Source organism: Rhodopseudomonas sp. RCAM05734, from assembly GCF_052658035.1.
This window is the reverse complement of record NZ_CP199742.1, coordinates 3,117,347-3,134,365: the sequence shown is the minus strand read 5'-3', so window position 1 is coordinate 3,134,365 and position 17,019 is coordinate 3,117,347. Positions and strand designations below refer to the sequence as shown.

11 protein-coding genes and 2 pseudogenes are annotated in these 17,019 nt (G+C 62.4%); 11 read left to right on the top strand and 2 right to left on the bottom strand.

All coding sequences use genetic code 11. From position 1 onward, the window contains the following. Positions 1–89: 89 nt before the first annotated feature. Positions 90–398 carry a hypothetical protein gene (locus tag ACUXVA_RS14845; protein ID WP_265079606.1) on the bottom strand — a complete coding sequence of 103 codons (309 nt, stop codon included), beginning with the start codon at positions 396–398 and terminating at the stop codon, positions 90–92. A 514-nt stretch (positions 399–912) separates the two neighbouring features. Beyond that, positions 913–1,116 (bottom strand): annotated as a pseudogene (locus ACUXVA_RS14840) (hypothetical protein); the annotation flags it as partial. A gap of 124 nt (positions 1,117–1,240) precedes the next feature. Between ACUXVA_RS14840 and ACUXVA_RS14835 the strand changes: the two are divergent. The 11 genes and pseudogenes from ACUXVA_RS14835 (at position 1,241) to ACUXVA_RS14785 (ending at position 16,928) form a co-directional block, all read left to right on the top strand. After that, complete coding sequence (locus ACUXVA_RS14835) at positions 1,241–2,380, top strand: PqqD family peptide modification chaperone (protein ID WP_445492958.1); 1,140 nt, start codon at positions 1,241–1,243, stop codon at positions 2,378–2,380. Next, a complete protein-coding gene (locus tag ACUXVA_RS14830; RefSeq protein WP_445492956.1) occupies positions 2,367–3,434 on the top strand; it encodes a nucleotidyltransferase family protein in 1,068 nt (355 codons plus the stop codon). The genes ACUXVA_RS14835 and ACUXVA_RS14830 overlap by 14 nt, the downstream gene beginning before the upstream one ends. Positions 3,435–4,445: 1,011 nt before the next feature. Next, a complete protein-coding gene (locus ACUXVA_RS14825; protein WP_445492954.1) occupies positions 4,446–4,922 on the top strand; it encodes a hypothetical protein in 477 nt (158 codons plus the stop codon). Positions 4,923–6,093: 1,171 nt separating this feature from the next. Next, positions 6,094–8,535, top strand: coding sequence for a CoA transferase (locus ACUXVA_RS14820; protein ID WP_445492952.1), 2,442 nt, complete (start codon positions 6,094–6,096; stop codon positions 8,533–8,535). Positions 8,536–8,717: 182 nt separating this feature from the next. Then, positions 8,718–9,950 (top strand): branched-chain amino acid ABC transporter substrate-binding protein, encoded by a 1,233-nt coding sequence (locus ACUXVA_RS14815; RefSeq protein WP_265079611.1) that lies wholly within the window; start codon positions 8,718–8,720, stop codon positions 9,948–9,950. Between the two features lie 246 nt (positions 9,951–10,196). After that, on the top strand, positions 10,197–11,144 hold the full coding sequence (locus ACUXVA_RS14810; RefSeq protein WP_445492950.1) for a branched-chain amino acid ABC transporter permease: 948 nt from the start codon (positions 10,197–10,199) through the stop codon (positions 11,142–11,144). After that, entirely contained in the window at positions 11,141–12,448 is a 1,308-nt protein-coding gene (locus ACUXVA_RS14805) for a branched-chain amino acid ABC transporter permease (RefSeq protein WP_265079612.1), read from the top strand. Before ACUXVA_RS14810 ends, ACUXVA_RS14805 begins: the two co-directional genes overlap by 4 nt. Continuing rightward, positions 12,445–13,194 carry an ABC transporter ATP-binding protein gene (locus ACUXVA_RS14800; protein ID WP_265079613.1) on the top strand — a complete coding sequence of 250 codons (750 nt, stop codon included), beginning with the start codon at positions 12,445–12,447 and terminating at the stop codon, positions 13,192–13,194. Before ACUXVA_RS14805 ends, ACUXVA_RS14800 begins: the two co-directional genes overlap by 4 nt. Next, complete coding sequence (locus tag ACUXVA_RS14795) at positions 13,194–13,889, top strand: ABC transporter ATP-binding protein (protein ID WP_265079614.1); 696 nt, start codon at positions 13,194–13,196, stop codon at positions 13,887–13,889. The genes ACUXVA_RS14800 and ACUXVA_RS14795 overlap by 1 nt, the downstream gene beginning before the upstream one ends. A gap of 293 nt (positions 13,890–14,182) precedes the next feature. Beyond that, positions 14,183–15,000 (top strand): annotated as a pseudogene (locus ACUXVA_RS14790) (ABC transporter ATP-binding protein). After that, positions 14,997–16,928, top strand: a complete 1,932-nt coding sequence (locus ACUXVA_RS14785; protein ID WP_445492948.1) for a long-chain fatty acid--CoA ligase — start codon at positions 14,997–14,999, stop codon at positions 16,926–16,928. Before ACUXVA_RS14790 ends, ACUXVA_RS14785 begins: the two are co-directional and overlap by 4 nt. Positions 16,929–17,019: the final 91 nt, after the last annotated feature.

Genomic DNA, 17,019 nt, shown 5'->3' with positions numbered 1-17,019 from the left:
CAATAGTTCGGCTTGGCGCGCGGTGTCACGCAGCGCCACTTCGCGAATGCGCCGTCGCTGCGAGAGGCCCACAAAGGGACTTGTCAGCGCTAGCCACCATCGTCGCGAAGGGCAACACTCTTCTGAACACCTCCAATGTCCCGAGGATCACCATCCCTTCGCGAGCCATCGTTGCGAAAGGCGACGCCGATCCGCGCGCCACGTGCATTCGACGACAGCTGCCTGAGATCTCGATCGATCTCTCCGACCCTGTGGATCAATTCGTCGCAGATATCGATCCGCGCTTCAACCGTGGATTTGTCGCGCGGCTGCGCCGTTCGCGCCAGTCTAGCCCTGGCATTCCTCAAACAGAAGATCGACACGACAATTCTATCGGCGGGCATTTCGCGGGTCGGCATCCGTTGGCGCTCCCAATGTCCAGGTCCGTTGATCTATCTGAAGTTGGATAGTAGACCGAGCAATTGGTTCAACGCCATGAAGAGTTTTTCTTGGAAAAAATAAAAAAATATCCTGACGAACACGCACGCGAGCCGTCGGTTCAGCAATGTGCCCAGCGCTCGTTCGACGGGACGTAGATTTCACCGTGAAGGCTGTCGCCGCAACGGGCCCCTCAACGCTGAAAGACCGTGTGATCGATTCCTCGACGTAGTCGGATGGCAAACATGACCCGGTGGCCGAACCTTCGTAGGACGCGCTGGGAGGCGCGTGGCGGGCACTCTAAGCGCAGCCAGATAGGCACCTCGCGCCGATCGGCCCAACACGGGCAAATTCCGGAACGCCCCTGAGCCCCGGCGCCCCTGCATCGCCGCATCTCGACCGCCGCCGTTGCTCTCGCCCCAGCCGATACGGTCTCACGCCTCAGAAGAATTTACTCAGCAACTTGTCCAGCCACTCAAGCAGATCGCGATCCCGGTCGCCGCGCGGAGGACCGTCACGGCCGCCACCGGACTTCGCGACGGCCTCCGAATTCAACGACGTCGACAGGAGCATCGTCAATGCCGGTGGCGTAACGGCCGCGAATTTCCCGCACGCGGCCAGAAACTTGCGCCGGTCTTCGTCGAGCTGATCTTGTAACGAATCTTGACCTTCCACTTTTGGATCGTTGTCAGCAGACATGTCACGTCCCTGCGTTTAATTAAAATGAAAGATTGCCGTTTCTTTAAATCGAATTAAATATAGAGTCAAGTTTACGTCGAACCGGCCGCTTGTGCGCCACATCGGCGTAATAACTGGAGAAATGATGGATTCAATTGCGCCTCAAGGATCCAAGCCAACGTTCGGCGGTCTTCGACCGGCAACCGGCACGTCGTTCGCGCTCATCGGACAGTTGCCGGTACTGTTCAGCGAATACGCGCAAGAGCTTTTCGAGTTGACTGACGTGGCTGCCTTCATCTGGTGCAGCATGCAGGACGAGGTGTCGTTGGAGACAATCCGCGATCGACTCATCGATCGCGGTCTTAGCGCCACAGGGGCGCGCCAGACCTTGCGAGACGCTCTTAATCAATGGCTGAGAGCTGGACTGCTTGTGCCCCATATCGACGCTGCCGATTTCGCGTTCACCGCGCTGATCGGCCTGCGGCCTCTCGAAGTCCGCGCATCGGATGCCGGGGTCCTCGACCTCCTGAAGTCGTTGTTCGTCTCCACGGCGGCCCCCGCCAGCAAAGCGGAGGCGACCTTCACGGTTCATCGGTTCGGCGACTCCTCCATCTTGATGCACGACGGCCGCATGATCCTCCATTGCTCCTTAAAAGAGCTTGCTCCTAGCTTCAGGGCCTATGCCGTCAAGCATCTGCTGCTCACTGCCGGTGCCCGCGATGTGATCTTCCACGCTGCCGCCGTGACGTCAGGCGATCGCGGAATGCTGATCAGCGCGCCGCCGGGAGTGGGCAAGAGTACGATCACCATGCATCTGCTGCATGCTGGTCTCCGATTTGCGACTGACGATATCGTGTTCATCGCGCCCGATGGCTCGATCAGGGGCGCGCCATTTGCGCCGACGCTGAAGTCCGGTGCCTGGCCGCTTATCGGAGATTTCAGGCCCGATCTATTCAGTGTCCCGAGCCATGACCGGTTTGACGGCAAGGCGGTCCGCTATCTGGACGTCGGGTCCAATCTGCACAAAGGCGCAATGCGGGCGAGCTGGTTCATCTTTCTCGAACGTACGACCCGCTGCGCGCCGCCGGTGCTGGAGGAACTGAGCGCTCTGGAAACCCTCAAGCGGATCGTCGGCGCCTCTTACGCGAGCCATGGCAAGCTGACCAGCGACGGCTTCGGCATGCTAAAGAACATGGTGTCCCGTACGCGCTCCTTTGTGCTCCATTACACGGAAGCTGAGGAGGCCGTCGACAAGCTGTTGGAGCTCTGCGATGGCAGGCTATAGCCGCGCACTGCTGCCGCTCTGCGCGTGTTTCCGGGGCGACGATCCCGGGCGCACCGATTGGACGGCACTTCTAGCCCTCGCCAACCACACATTGACGACACCGTCGCTGGCCGTCTTCGTCAGGTCGCAGCTCGCTACGATTCCGGCCGACGTCGCCGCCTATGTCCGGGAACTCCATGAACGCAACGCGATCCGCAACGATCGCCTGAACGCTCAACTCGAAGAGGCCGTTCTCTCGCTGAACCGCGTCGGGATAACTCCCGTCCTCGTGAAGGGGACAGCCACGCTCGCAACTAGTCCACTGTCCGATCGCGCACTTCGATTGATGTCCGATCTGGATCTTGTTGTCGGCCCCAACGAGATCGCCGCCGCCATGAAGGCACTGGCGGCGATCGGCTACAGCATCGATTATGAGTCGGACAGGCGACACACGAAAAAATGGTACGCCGACCTCAAACGCTCCCAAGACGTCGGAACTATCGACTTGCATGAGGCGTTTCCTGGCCAGCCTTTTTACGATCAAACACCGGACGAGCTTCGTCTCCACCTGCAGCCGATCCGCCTGGGCGGCGCCAGTGCACTGGTTCCCTCCCCGGAGCTTCAGGCGCTAATGTTGGTGGTGCACGATCAGTTTCAGGACTACGACTACTGGACCGGCTGCATCGACCTGCGGCATCTGCTCGACTTGAAGGCGATTTTTGCAGCGCCCGGTGGCTTCCGTTGGGAACTCCTCGAGACGATGACATCTAGTGCGATCGCGCGAAACGCCTTTGAAACACAGCTTTTGCTGCTCACTACGCTTTTCGACGTCCAATTTCCTGTCCGTCATCGGCGACGGATGCCGAAGCTCCGGGCATGGCGCCAACTGTATCAGGCGAGGTTTCCTGCCGTCCGCTATCTGCTTCTTCCGATGGGGCTGCTCGACCTTCGAAGACATCGCGCACGCCCGGGACCGGCAGGATCGGGCGGGGCGAAGAAGCGCTGGTTTCCCAAGGTCAGCACCTTTCTCTTTCTGCTCTCGCTGTCGCGCCGGTACCGCGCCGGAAAACTGTAAGGCATTAAGCGCTCTCCCATTTGGGTGATACACTTAAGCAACATTTGATAACTATCATTAGTTGAAAAAAGGATGTCGAGAGATTTCAGTTTGTATCCGGCAGCATTTTCTGTAACTTCATCATCGCCGGGTATTTGAGATATGCGTGACTACTAGATCGCCAACGACAATTGCAAATCGGTGACAACCGTGAGTTCATTGGTTCGAAGTGCTGTTGCGACACAACGTTTGGCTGACGTTTCTATCCATATATGGAACCTCATGAGGGACCTCTATGAACTACGGGAGGCCGTAGCCCAAGCCGAGGGCCGCGCCCGTGTCGCGGAGGGTACGCGACGATGGCAAAAGTTCCCGCCGCGCGCAGAGATCGCTTGCGACGGGCAGCAAACCATATCAAGGCGGCATTGTCCGCATGCGGCGCGACGTGACGCCCCCTCTGCTAACCGACGTAAGCGGACGGGTCGAAGAGGTATTGTATCACCCGCTGTCGGCGATCGACGACGTTCTGGCCCTCGACCGTTGCAGCCTTGATCTGGCGGATTTCCGGAACGGGGGGATCGCAGTTGCTCTCGCTCGACCGCGGTAGGATCTGATGAACGATTCTGGCCTATACGGCGACAGACCGCGCCGGGGGCGAGCGCGTTGTCGCCTCTCCATCATAAAGGAGCCGGGAGCCACAATCGCCCGGACGGCCGGCTACAGACTAACGCTCGCCCAATTTCTCCACCGACTTTGTTCGATGGCTCGGCGGTGCGAGGACGCGCAGCCAGCGTCGCAGTCGATCAAGCAACCTTGCCGAACGCGCAATCCGGAACATCCTCGTCCAGCAGTATCAATCATGCGGAGACTGGAATCATTTGCCGATCCAAAATCGAATTATGCTCCCTCCAGTGAATCTCGCTGGTAATTCACATTAACAGCGTGACTGGATTTTCGAGATGGAGCGTGACGCTCGATACCTCATGATTGATAGTCCGATACATGTCCGGCAACGTGATAGGAGCTCTCAATATGGCGAAAAAATCAGCGATCGACGAATTTTCCGCCGGAATCATCACTAGAGTTAGCGTCTACCTGACAGCATGTCTGGGCATGCTCCTCACGTTCGCGATGCTGGTTCGTACGCTTGATCCGCTAGAGGCAAAAAGGCTGACGCCGACCGATGAACTCCTCGTTCTATTTGTCACGCTGCTTTTCACGTACATTGCAGTATGGTGTGCCGGCTTCCTCGCCGTTACTTCGACAAAGAATAAGATGCTTCAATCGTCCAAAGGGAATTATCGTCGCGACACCTCGCATAGCGAGAGCCGCAGGCTCGGCAAACGCACAACGGAAACAGCAAGATTGACGTCTGAAGAACGCGGATCTACCGCTCCGAAGAGACGAGCCACGCCATCTTTCTGGAGCAAGATCGACCAGATCACCTTTCCTTCAAAGGCGTCGGATTCGCCTCGCGAAAGCGTGCGTGACGACGCAAAGCGTGCGTGACGGCGTCATGAGGGAATACGAACGACCGAGATGATTAAGCCGGAGACCGACCTGATCATGATCTGGACAATTGCGAACACTCGGCAAGTTCGCCGCCCAAGCATTCCGATGTTCCGGGAATCAATTAACGAACCGCACTGCCAGCATGAGCCGATCGCTCCGGATAGAGGTGGAGTCGCTCGGTGAAAGCACGACGTATCCTGAACGAAGCGGGTCCCAGATGCACTTTCTCTCATGATCTCATTTTCGCGCCCGCCCGCGGAACATTCGCTGCTTGCCGCGCAAACGCAGTCGCCAATCGGCGGACGCCGCTGTAGGTTTTGCGGACAATCCGAATTTGGCCAAGGACGTAGTGGAACTCCCTTTGATTGACTTTCCGCGCGATCGACTTGAGGTCCATAGCTGCCCTCCTCGCAGTGAGGTGAGACGGACGTTCAATGTGGCTCGCGAGGTGCCTGTCAGAACTCCGGTCACGCAATGATCCACAAGAGCCCTAGAAAATAAATAGTATTTAATCTATCTGTAAAATAATTAAATACTGCTAGTCGACGTTGTCAAGCCAAGGCCGATCAGCCTGCACGGAAGCCTCCGTCGGCCGCTCCAGCCACCACGACGTTGCCATCACGGAAGGTTCTTGCCGGAGCTCCCGAACAGACCATCCCGCAAATTGGGCTTCGTTTGCATATCGCGCAATTAAACGAGGCTCCATGTAGGAATTGCCTTCAAAGTTTCGTCCTCCGAGAGTGCGGCGTCATTCACATCCGGTACTGTCCAAACTCGCAAAACTATCGAACGGTCACAAGATGCCGGGAGCGATGGCCTTCGAACTCGTCTGGGAAGGTAGAAACTCCCGGCCTGGCATTAGGTCTGAAGATATTGGTGCGGGTCTGGGTCCCGAGGTGGGGCCACCACCGATCTCGCTTGATGTAGAAATACCCGACGCGTGGCCCGATATTTGCGTATGCTGATCTCTTAGCGCCGCCGCTTCAGATTCGTGGGCGCGATGATCGATGTTGCGACCGGGTAGCGGCAATGTGCGCGAATCCGTTCATCCTTCCTGGAAGTTCAGAGAGCGACGAAATATCGACGGCTGCCCCTTTCTCATGAGTTGACTTGACGTCCCCACCGACGTCGACATGATGCGGGCAAGCAAGAACAAGATCGGGTGGAAATGCCGAAATTGCCGTTGTCGGACATGCGCGTCGTGGAAATCGGATCCGGCGACGCCCTGAGCTATTGTGGAAAACTGTTCGCCGATTTCGGCGCTGAGGTCATCAAGGTCGAACCATCAGGTGGCGATCCGCTGCGCGGCATCGCCCCGTTTGTCGATGCCGGCGATGGCCGCCGCGAGAGCGGGACCTTCGCCTGGCTCAACACCAGTAAGCGCAGCATCATCGCCGATCTCGACCGGCCTGCCGATGTCGCAAGAATAAGCGCGTTGCTGGCCACCGCCGACCTGCTGCTCGACGGCCGCCCGCCGTCGGCGATCCAGGCTTCGCTGCTGCCGCACGACGAATTGCGTCGTCGGCAGCCAGGCCTCGCCATCACCGCGCTGTCATGGTTCGGCGAGCACGGCCCGTATCGCGACTACCAGGCCACGGATTCGGTGTGCCGCTCGCTGGCCGGCAGCGTCAAGCTGGTGGGGCCGCTGGAGGGCCCGCCGGTGCTGCCGCGCGACGGCCAGATCGCGGTGATGGCCGGTACCACCGCCTTCATTCCAAGCCTCGCCGGCCTGTATGGTCGTGCCCATGGCGCGCGGCGCTTTGCGGTCAGCGCCTTGGCTTCCATGCTGCAGATCAGCGAGTTCGACACCGGCCTGGCGCTGGAGGTCGGCTTCACCCGGCCGCGTCTCGCCATCAACCGCTTCGGCCGCGGCTATCCGGTCGGCACTTTCCCGACCAAACACGGCTGGCTCGGCATCACCGTGGTGACGCCTGCTCAGTGGGGCGCCTTTTGCACGATGATCGGCCTGCCCGAGTTGGAAGCCGAGCCGCATTTCGCCGACAGCCTGCAGCGCACCACCCATTCCGCCGAGCTGCTGGGGATCTTCCAGCCGGTGCTGATGCAGCACACCGCGCAGCATTGGTTCGAGCGCGGCATCGAACTGCGCATTCCGCTGGCAATCGTGCCGGACATGGCCGAACTGCTGCAGCAGCCCTATTACCGCGAGCGCGGCGCCTTCGCGCCGGTCGCGATCGGCGGCGCATCGTTCGACGCGCCGGTGCTGCCGCAATACCTGACCAGATCGCGGCCGCTGCCCAACGGTCGCGCGCCGCTGGCCGGCGAGCACGATGGCGAGGCCCTGCCCGCGCGCAAGCGCGTTGCCAGCCGCGCGGCGACGCCGGACGATCCACAGCCGCTGAAGGGCCTGCGCATCCTCGACCTCACCATGGGCTGGGCCGGGCCGTCGGCGACGCGGCAGATGGGCGATCTCGGCGCCGACGTCATCAAGGTCGAATCCTGCCAGTATCCCGACTGGTTTCGCGGCACCGACACCCGCGGACCGTATTATCCGGAGCGCACCTACGAGAAGATCTACTGGTTCCAGCAGATGAACCGCAACAAGCGCGGCATCACCCTGGACCTCACCCGGCCGCAGGGCATGACCCTGCTGAAGCGCCTGCTCGCCGATGCCGATGCGGTGATCGACAACTATGCCGCCGACGTGCTGCCGCGTATGGGGCTCGATGCTGCCGCGATGCTCGCGATCAATCCGCGGCTGGTGGTGGTGACCATGCCGGCGTTCGGCATGAGCGGGCCGTGGAGCGGCGTGCGCGCATACGGCTCGACCCTGGAGCAGGCCTGCGGCCTGCCCTCGGTCACCGGACGCGAGGGCGACCCGCCGACCATGCTGCATGCGGCGCTCGGCGATCCAGTCGGCGGCGTCAGCGCCGCCGCGGCGCTGCTGCTCGGCTTCATGCATCAGCGCAACACCGGCGAGGGCCAGCACATCGATCTCAGCGCCGTGGAAGCACTGCTGCCGCTGGTGGCGCCATCGATCATCGAACAATCCGCCACCGGCACGTCCGGCCCACGGATCGGCAACCGCCACCCGCGCTTCGTGCCGAACGGCTGCTTCCCCTGCGCCGGCGAGGACCAGTGGATCACGCTGGCGGTGCGCAGCGATGCGGAATGGCAGGCATTGTGTGCGGTGATGCATCGCCCCGACCTTGCCGGCGATTCGCGTCTGGCATCGGCCGAGGGACGGCGCGCCGAGGAGGACCGCATCGAGGTCGCGGTGCGACACTGGACTGCCACCGTGCGGCCCGACCTCGCGATGGTGACGTTGCAGGCGCACGGCATCCCCGCCGGCGTAGCACGGCTGCCGATGGACCTGCCCGGCGACCCGCATTTGGTCAAGGTGGGCCACTGGCAGTCAGTGGAGCGGCCGTTCATGGGGCCACACCTGCTGCCGTCGGTTGCCTACCGCGAAGGCGACGCCGAGATGCCCTACCCGGTCGAGCATCTCGCGCCGACGCTCGGCCAGCACAATGCCGAAGTGCTCGGAGAGTTGCTCGGACTGTCGGACGCCGAGATTGCCGAATTGCGCGCCGCGGAAATCATCGGCGACATGGCGATCGCGAAAAAGGCGAAGGCCGCGAGCGGCAAGTAAGACGCCTCGTCGTCATTCCCGGGGCGCGACAGCGCAGCTCGCGCTCCCGGGCATCACACTGCACTTATGTCGTGCTTGCGGCTTTCGCACCGTTGGGTCACAATTGGCGCAAGGTCTCTAACGGACGGGCGCAAAGCCCGGCGTTTCAACAGCGGCCAACAAAAACTTCCAGGGAGAATCCGATGCGCAGGTTCGCACTCATTGCTGCCATAACACTGCCTTTGCTCGCGACGACCGCGATGGCGCAGGAAACCGTCAAGATCGGTTACATCGATCCACTGTCCGGCGGTGGCGCCAGTGTCGGCGAGGTCGGCTACAAGACCTTCCAGTTTCTCGCCGACGAGGTGAACGCCAAGGGCGGCATTCTCGGCAAGAAGGTCGAGATCGTGCCGCTCGACAACAAGACCAATCCTCAGGAAAGCCTGATCCAGGCGCAGAAGGCGATCGATAGCGGCGTGCGCTATATCACCCAGGGCAACGGCTCCGCGGTGGCCGGCGCACTGTCAGACTTCATCACCAAACACAACGATCGCAATCCCGGCAAGGAAGTCCTGTACTTCAACTATGCCGCGGTCGACCCGGTGCTCACCAACGAAAAATGCAGCTTCTGGCATTTCCGCTGGGACGCCAGCTCCGACATCAAGATGGAAGCGCTCACCAACTACATGAAGGGCGTTCCGGCGATCAAGAAGATCTATCTCATCAACCAGGACTATTCGTTCGGCGAGTCCGTGCGCTCCGCGGCCAGGAAGATGCTGGCGGCCAAGCGGCCCGACATCCAAATTGTCGGCGACGAACTGCATCCGCTGCTCAAGATCACCGACTTCGCGCCCTACATCGCCAAGATCAAGGCGTCTGGCGCCGACAGCGTGGTGACCGGCAACTGGGGGCAGGACTTTGCGCTGCTGTTGAAGGCCGCCGCCGACGCCGGACTGAAGGTCAACTGGTACACCTATTATGCCGGCGGCACCGGTGGTCCCACCGCGATCAAGCAGGCCAATCTCGACCACCAGGTATTCCAGGTCGGCGAGGGCATTCCGAACCTCGACCACAAGTCGTCGCAGGAATTCGAGAAGGCGATCCGCGCCAAGTATGACTTCAGCCTGTTCTACCCCCGCGCCGTCAACGAGATGCGGATGTTCGCTGCCGCCGCCGAAAAGGCCAAGTCGCTCGATCCGGTCAAGGTCGCAGCGGCCCTCGAAGGCATGGAGTGGGAGGTGTTCGACGGCGGCAAGGGCGTGATGCGCAAGTCCGACCATCAGTTCTTCCAGCCGATCTACATCTCCTCGCTCGGCGAACGCAGCGCGAAGGAGCCGTTCGACGAGGAAAAGACCGGCTGGGGCTGGAAACTGGTGGCCAAGATCGACACCGCCGCCACCGAACTGCCGACCACCTGCAAGATGGAGCGGCCGTAAGATCGGCAGAAGTGCTGCTGACGCCACGGGCGCCGTAGCTCCCTCTCCCCGCCCTGCGAAGCGAAGCTTCGCTAGGCGGCGAGAGGGTCGGGGTGAGAGGGATTCTGTGTTTCACTCGCTGGCTCCCCCTCACCCGACATCCGCGCTTCGCGCGAATGCCGACCTCTCCCCGCAAGCGGGGAGAGGTAAAGAAGGAAGCGACTCCTTTCGCTTTGCTGATCAACGCTCATCACCATTAGGTCCACCGTGCTTGAACTGATCGTCATCTCCACCCTCAACGGCGTCCTGTTCGGCATGCTGCTGTTCCTGATGGCCAGCGGGTTGACGGTGATCTTCAGCATGCTCGGCGTGCTCAACTTCGCTCATGCCAGCTTTTACATGCTGGGCGCCTTCTTCGGCTTCCAGATCAGCCGCTGGGTCGGCTTCTGGCCCGCGCTGCTGATCGCCCCCCTGCTGGCCGGCGCGATCGGCGCCGCCGTCGAGCGATATGGCCTGCGCCGGGTGCACAAGAACGGCCACGTCGCCGAACTGCTGTTCACCTTCGGCCTTGCCTTCGCCATCGAGGAAATCGTGCAGATCATATGGGGCAAGAGCCCGGTGGATTTCCGCGTGCCGCCGCTGCTCGATTTTCCTGCCTTCACCATCTTCTCCACCAACTATCCCGCCTTCAAGATGTTCATGCTGCTGGTGTCGGTGGTGATCTTCATCGGCCTGCTGGTGGCGCTCAAGCGGACGCGGATCGGCCTGATCGTGCAGGCCGCGCTCACCCATCCGCACATGGTCGGCCATCTCGGCCACAATGTCGGGCGGATCTTCATGCTGGTGTTCGGCGTCGGCACCGCGCTGGCCGCCGTCGCCGGCGTCATTGCCGGGCCGGCGCTGGTGACGCAGTCCAACATGGCCGGGCTGCTCGGGCCGATCCTGTTCGTGGTCGTTGTGGTCGGCGGCCTCGGCTCTCTGCCCGGCGCCTTTGTGGCGTCGCTGCTGATCGGACTGGTGCAGACCTTTGCGGTGTCGATGAACGGCTCGCTGGCCGGCGCCTTCGGACCGCTCAGCCCCGACTACGCCGCCACCTGGCTGTCCGACATCTGGAACGTCACCATCGCCCAGATCGCCCCGATCATGCCCTACATGCTGCTGGTGCTGATCCTGATCTTCCGCCCGATGGGTCTCCTGGGAACACGCGATACATGAGCGACCTCGCCTCCACCTCCTCCGTCGCGCCGCCGCTGCCGGCCGCCGCCGACAAGCTGAAATTCTACGGACTTTGGCTCGCCGTCATCGTGGCGCTGCTGGTGCTGCCAAAACTGTTCTCCTCGGGAGGCGCGCTGACCACCTTCAGCCTGGTCGGCATCTCCATCATCTTCGCGCTGTCCTACAACATCCTGCTCGGCCAGACCGGCATGCTGTCGTTCGGCCACGCGGTCTATTACGGGCTCGGCGGCTTCCTCGCGATCCACGCCATCAATATCGTGGCGAAGAACAAGTTCGCCGTCCCGCTGCCGCTGATTCCGCTGGTCGGCGGCCTCGCCGGCCTGCTGTTCGCAGCCCTGCTCGGCTGGGTGTCGACACGGCGCTCCGGCACCGCCTTTGCCATGATCTCGCTCGGCCTCGCCGAACTGGTGGCGTCGTCGGCACTGATCCTGCGCACCTTCTTCGGTGGCGAGGCCGGCGTCTCTGCCAACCGCACCAAGGTGTTTCGGCTGTTCGACTGGAGTTTCGGGCCGCAGATCCAGATCTATTATCTGGTGGCGGCGTGGACGCTGCTCGCCGTCATCGCCATGTATGCCCTGACCCGCACGCCGCTAGGCCGGATGTGCAACGCGGTGCGCGACAATCCCGAGCGCGTGCAATTCGTCGGCTACGACCCGCACGTCATCCGCTATCTCGCTTTCTGTTTCGCCGGCTTCTTCGCAGGCATTGCCGGCGCCCTGGCCGCGATCAATTTCGAGATCGCCAATTCGGCCTACCTCGGCGCGGTACAGTCAGGCACTGTCTTGTTCTCGACCTATATCGGCGGCATCGGCTTCTTCATCGGCCCCATCGTCGGCGCGATCTTCGTCACCGTGCTGTCGCTGGGGCTGAGCGACCTCACCCCGGTATGGCAGTTGTATTTCGGCCTGTTCTTCATCGTCGTGGTGATGTATGCGCCGGGCGGGCTCACCGGGCTCCTGATGATGCACCGACCGCTGATCCGGGCGGGCACGCTCGGCCGCGTGCTGCCGAGCTATGCCGTCGCCCTCGTCCCGACCCTGGCGATGATCACCGGGCTGATGCTGGCGATCGAGACCATCGTGCATTTCACCGTCAATCCAGGCGACGATTCCCACATCAAGTCGTTCGGAATCCCGTTCGATGCTGCGAACCCGTATATCTGGGGAATCGCCGCACTTCTGATCTTCGGCGGATTTTATCTGGCGCAGAAGAGCTGGGGTCGGGTCGCGCGGGCCTGGGACGATGCGCTCGGCGCCGCGCGCGAAAAAGGAATCGCCGCATGAGCACCGCCATCGAGCTGCGCGGGGTCGAGAAGGCCTTCGGCATCACCAAGGTGATCCGCAATGTCGACCTCGCCGTGGCGCAAGGTGAGCGCCATGCTCTGATCGGCCCCAACGGCGCCGGCAAGTCGACTTTGTTCAACCTGATCTCCGGCTACATGAAGCCGACGGTGGGCCAGATTCTGCTGCGCGACGAAGTGATCTCCGGCCTGCCCCCGTTTCAGATCAACCGCCGCGGCCTGTCGCGCAGTTTTCAGGTCACCAACGTGTTCGCCAACATGACTGTGTGGGAGAACATCCGCTGCGCTGTGCTGTGGGCCACCGGGCAGCGTTACGCGTTCTGGAAGAACATCGACAACCTGCCGGAGGTGCGCGAGCGCACCGCGCAGATCCTGGGCGACATCAGCCTGACCGCCCGGCGCGACGTGCCGGCAGGGCTGCTGACCTATGCCGAACAGCGCGCGCTGGAGATCGGCATCACCATCGCCGGCGGCGCCGATGTCATCCTGCTCGACGAGCCCACCGCCGGCATGAGCCACGCTGAGACCGAACGCGCGGTCGCGCTGATCCGCCGCCTTACCGAGGGCCGCACGCTGTTGATCGTCGAGCACGACATGAGCGTGGTGTTCGGCCTCGCCGACCGCATCTCAGTACTGGTCTACGGCCAGATCATCGCGTCGGGCACGCCGGAGGAGATCCGCGGTAATCCCAAGGTGCGCGAAGCCTATCTCGGCGAGGAGGCTGCGTAATGCTCGAAGTCACGGACCTCCACGCCTATTACGGCAAGAGCCACATCCTGCAGGGCGTCGACATGCATATCGATGCCGGGGAGGTGGTCAGCCTGCTCGGCCGCAACGGCGTCGGCCGCTCCACCACGGTGAAGGCGATCATGGGCGAAGTGCCGCCGCAGGGCCAGGTGCGCTTCAAGGGCAAGGATATTGCGGGGCTGCCAAGCTACAAGATCGCGCATCTCGGCCTCGGCTACGTGCCCGAGCATCGCGACATCTTCCCGGGCCTGACGGTCCGCCAGAACCTGATGCTGGGAATCAAGGATCCTAAGCATCCCGGCAAGTGGAAGCTCGACGACATGCTCGAGATGTTTCCCAACCTCGCCGCGCGCGTCGATACCGCCGCCGGCGTGATGTCCGGCGGCGAGAAGCAGATGCTGACGATCTGCCGCACCCTGATGGGAGACCCCGACCTGGTGATGATCGACGAACCCACCGAGGGGCTGGCGCCGATCATCGTGCAGCAGGTCGGCGACCTCATCGCCGAAATCGCGCGACGCGGCGTCGCCATCCTGCTGGTGGAGCAGAAGCTGTCCATCGCCATGCGCATCTCGCATCGGCTCTACGTCATGGGCCACGGCCGCATCGTGTTCGAAGGCACGCCGGCCGAACTCAAGGCCAACGACGCCGTGCGCAAGGAATGGCTGGAGGTGTGAAGGTAGGGCGGAAATCACCCGCTCCGTTGTCATCCCCGCCCAGCGCACCGAAGGTGCGCGCCGAGCGGGGATCCAGTACACGCAAGCCTGCGTTTCTATCGCTGAAGTCGATGTTTACTGGGTCGCCCGCTTTCGCGGGCGATGACAGCGGAAAAGGCGGCGCCGCTGGAGCGTCCCGGAATGACGGCGCACCTGTCGTTAGTCGAATAGGGTACGGTGCCGGACCCGTGTAGGTTTGACGTAACAGATCAAAACAACAGAGCGCCTAAGCGCCGTTGCAGGGGAGGAACAGCGTGGAACACGCTTTGGAGGTGCGCGGGGTGTCCCTGCGCTTCGGGGAGTCCGGGCGCTGACCGACGTCAGCTTCGCCGTGCGTGACGGCGAGCTGTTCTCGATCATCGGCCCCAACGGCGCCGGCAAGACCTCGATCGTCAACTGCATCTCCGGCCGCTATCGCCCGACCGAGGGGCGGCTGTTCTATCGCGGCCGCGACATCACCGCGCTCAACCCCAATGCACGGCCCGGCCTCGGCATCGGCCGCACCTTCCAGAACCTCGCGCTGTTCCACCACATGAGCGTGCTCGACAACATCATGGTCGGGCGCCATCACCTCCTGAAGAACAACTTCCTGACAGGCTCGCTGTACTGGCTCACCGGCGCGCGCACGGAAGAACTGGAACACCGCCGCAAGGTCGAGGAGATCATCGACTTCCTCGATCTGCAGAGCGTGCGCAAGGCCACCGCCGGCACCCTGCCCTATGGCCTGCGCAAGCGGGTCGAGCTGGCTCGCGCCATGGCGCTGGAGCCCAGCCTGATCCTGCTCGACGAACCGATGGCCGGCATGAACTTCGAGGAAAAGGAGGACATGGCCCGCTACATCGTCGACCTCAACGAGGAGTTCGGCATGACGGTGATGATGATCGAGCACGACATGGGCGTGGTGATGGACATTTCCCATCGCGTCATGGTGCTGGATTTCGGCCGCAAGATCGCCGAGGGCGATCCCGCCGCCGTGCTCGCCGACCCCCATGTCAAGCGCGCTTATCTCGGCGAGGAAGACGACGTGCTGGTCGATCCCGACGACACCCCGATCTCGGAGAGCGCGGCATGATGGATTATGCAGGCCGGGTGGCCCAGGCCGACACCTTTCCAAAGCTGCTGCGGTTGAACGCCCGCGAATATGGCGGCGAGATCGCGTTGCGCGAAAAGGATTTTGGATTGTGGCGCGTGTTCACCTGGAACGCCTATCAGGACCGGGTGAAGGCCTTCGCGCTGGGTCTGGTCGAACTGGGCCTCGGCCGCGGCGACGTCATCGGCATCATCGGCGACAACCGGCCGGACTGGGTGGCGGCGGAGATCGCCGCCCATGCGGTGGGCGGCATGAGCCTTGGCCTGTACCGCGACGTGCTCGACGAGGAAGCCGCCTATCTCCTGAACTACGGTGAAGCGAAACTGGTGTTCGCCGAGGACGAGGAACAGGTCGACAAGCTGCTAGCGCTGGCCGACCGGGTGCCTGAACTTCGCCACATCGTCTATTCCGACCCGCGCGGCATGCGCAAATACGACGACCCGCGCCTTCTCAGCGCCGACAAGCTGGCCGCCATGGGTCGCGAACGCGCCGCGCGCGAGCCGGATCTGTACAACCAACTCGTTGACGCGACCCAAGGCGAGGACGTCGCGATCCTGTGTACGACCTCAGGCACCACGTCGCATCCCAAGCTGGCGATGCTGGCCGCCGGCCGCGTGCTTGGCCACTGCGCGACCTATCTCAGCTTCGATCCCAAGGATTCGTCCGACGAATACGTCTCGGTGCTGCCGCTGCCGTGGATCATGGAACAGGTCTATGCCATGGGCAAAGGCCTGCTGTGCCGGATGAAGGTCAACTTCGTCGAGCAGGCGGACACCATGATGAACGATTTCCGCGAGATCGCGCCGACCTTCGTGCTGTTCGCGCCGCGGGTGTGGGAAGGCATCGCGGCTGACGTGCGCGCGCGCGTCATGGACGCCTCGCCGTTGAAGCAGAATTTTTACGAATACGGCATGAAGGCCGGATTGGCCGCGCTGGCCGAAGGCAAGCATTCGGCGATCGCCGACGCGGTGCTGTTCCGCGCGCTGCGCGACCGGCTCGGCTTCACCCGGCTGCGCTCGGCGGCGACTGGCGGCGCGGCGCTGGGCCCGGACACATTCAAGTTCTTTCGCGCTATGGGCGTGCCGCTGCGCACGCTGTACGGCCAGACCGAGACGCTGGGCGCCTTCACCTTGCACCAGCCGGATGCCGTCAATCCCGACACCACCGGCGTGGCCATGGGCGACAACATCCAGATCGAGATCCGCGACCCCGACGTGCACGGGGTCGGCGAGATCGTGGTCAAGCACCCCAACATGTTCCTCGGCTATTTCAAGGCGCCGGAAGCCTCCTCCGCCGACCTGCGCGACGGCTGGATGCATTCCGGTGACGCCGGCTATTTCAACGACACCAAGCAGCTTGTGGTGATCGACCGCATCAAGGATCTCGCGCAGACCGCGCGCGGCGAGCGCTTCTCGCCACAATATATCGAGAACAAGCTGAAGTTCTCCCCCTACATCGCCGAGACCGTGGTGCTCGGCGACCAGCGCGATGTGCTGGCGGCGATGATCTGCATCCGCTTCTCGATCGTCTCCAAATGGGCGGAGAAGAACCGGCTGGCCTTCACCACCTATACCGACCTTGCCTCACGGCCGGAGGTCTATGCGCTGGTTCGCAAGGAGGTCGAGGCGGTCAACGCCACGCTGCCGCCGGCGCAGCAGATTTCGAAATTCCTGCTGCTCTACAAGGAACTCGATGCCGACGACGGCGAGCTGACCCGGACGCGAAAGGTCCGCCGCAGCGTCATCAACGAGAAATACGCCGATATCATCGACGGCATCTATGGCGGCGCCCGCGAGATCCCCGTCGATACCGTGATCCGCTTCCAGGACGGCACCACCCAGCGCATCCGCACCACGCTGGAGGTCGTCGACCTCAATCGCCCGATCGCGGCGATGGAGGCGGCGGAATGAGGGTGCAGCAACATATCCCGGCGCCAGTAATGGTGCCCTCTCCCCCAAGCAAAGCGAAGCTTTGCAGGGTGGGAGGGGGCTGCACCGGCCG

Coding starts and splice junctions, on each gene's coding strand:
- ACUXVA_RS14805 (WP_265079612.1), top strand. CDS start 11,141: ATGAGCGACCTCGCCTCCACCTCCTCCGTCGCGCCGCCGCTGCCGGCC.
- ACUXVA_RS14835 (WP_445492958.1), top strand. CDS start 1,241: ATGGATTCAATTGCGCCTCAAGGATCCAAGCCAACGTTCGGCGGTCTT.
- ACUXVA_RS14845 (WP_265079606.1), bottom strand. CDS start 398: ATGCCGACCCGCGAAATGCCCGCCGATAGAATTGTCGTGTCGATCTTC.
- ACUXVA_RS14785 (WP_445492948.1), top strand. CDS start 14,997: ATGATGGATTATGCAGGCCGGGTGGCCCAGGCCGACACCTTTCCAAAG.
- ACUXVA_RS14820 (WP_445492952.1), top strand. CDS start 6,094: ATGCCGAAATTGCCGTTGTCGGACATGCGCGTCGTGGAAATCGGATCC.
- ACUXVA_RS14825 (WP_445492954.1), top strand. CDS start 4,446: ATGGCGAAAAAATCAGCGATCGACGAATTTTCCGCCGGAATCATCACT.
- ACUXVA_RS14800 (WP_265079613.1), top strand. CDS start 12,445: ATGAGCACCGCCATCGAGCTGCGCGGGGTCGAGAAGGCCTTCGGCATC.
- ACUXVA_RS14815 (WP_265079611.1), top strand. CDS start 8,718: ATGCGCAGGTTCGCACTCATTGCTGCCATAACACTGCCTTTGCTCGCG.
- ACUXVA_RS14795 (WP_265079614.1), top strand. CDS start 13,194: ATGCTCGAAGTCACGGACCTCCACGCCTATTACGGCAAGAGCCACATC.
- ACUXVA_RS14830 (WP_445492956.1), top strand. CDS start 2,367: ATGGCAGGCTATAGCCGCGCACTGCTGCCGCTCTGCGCGTGTTTCCGG.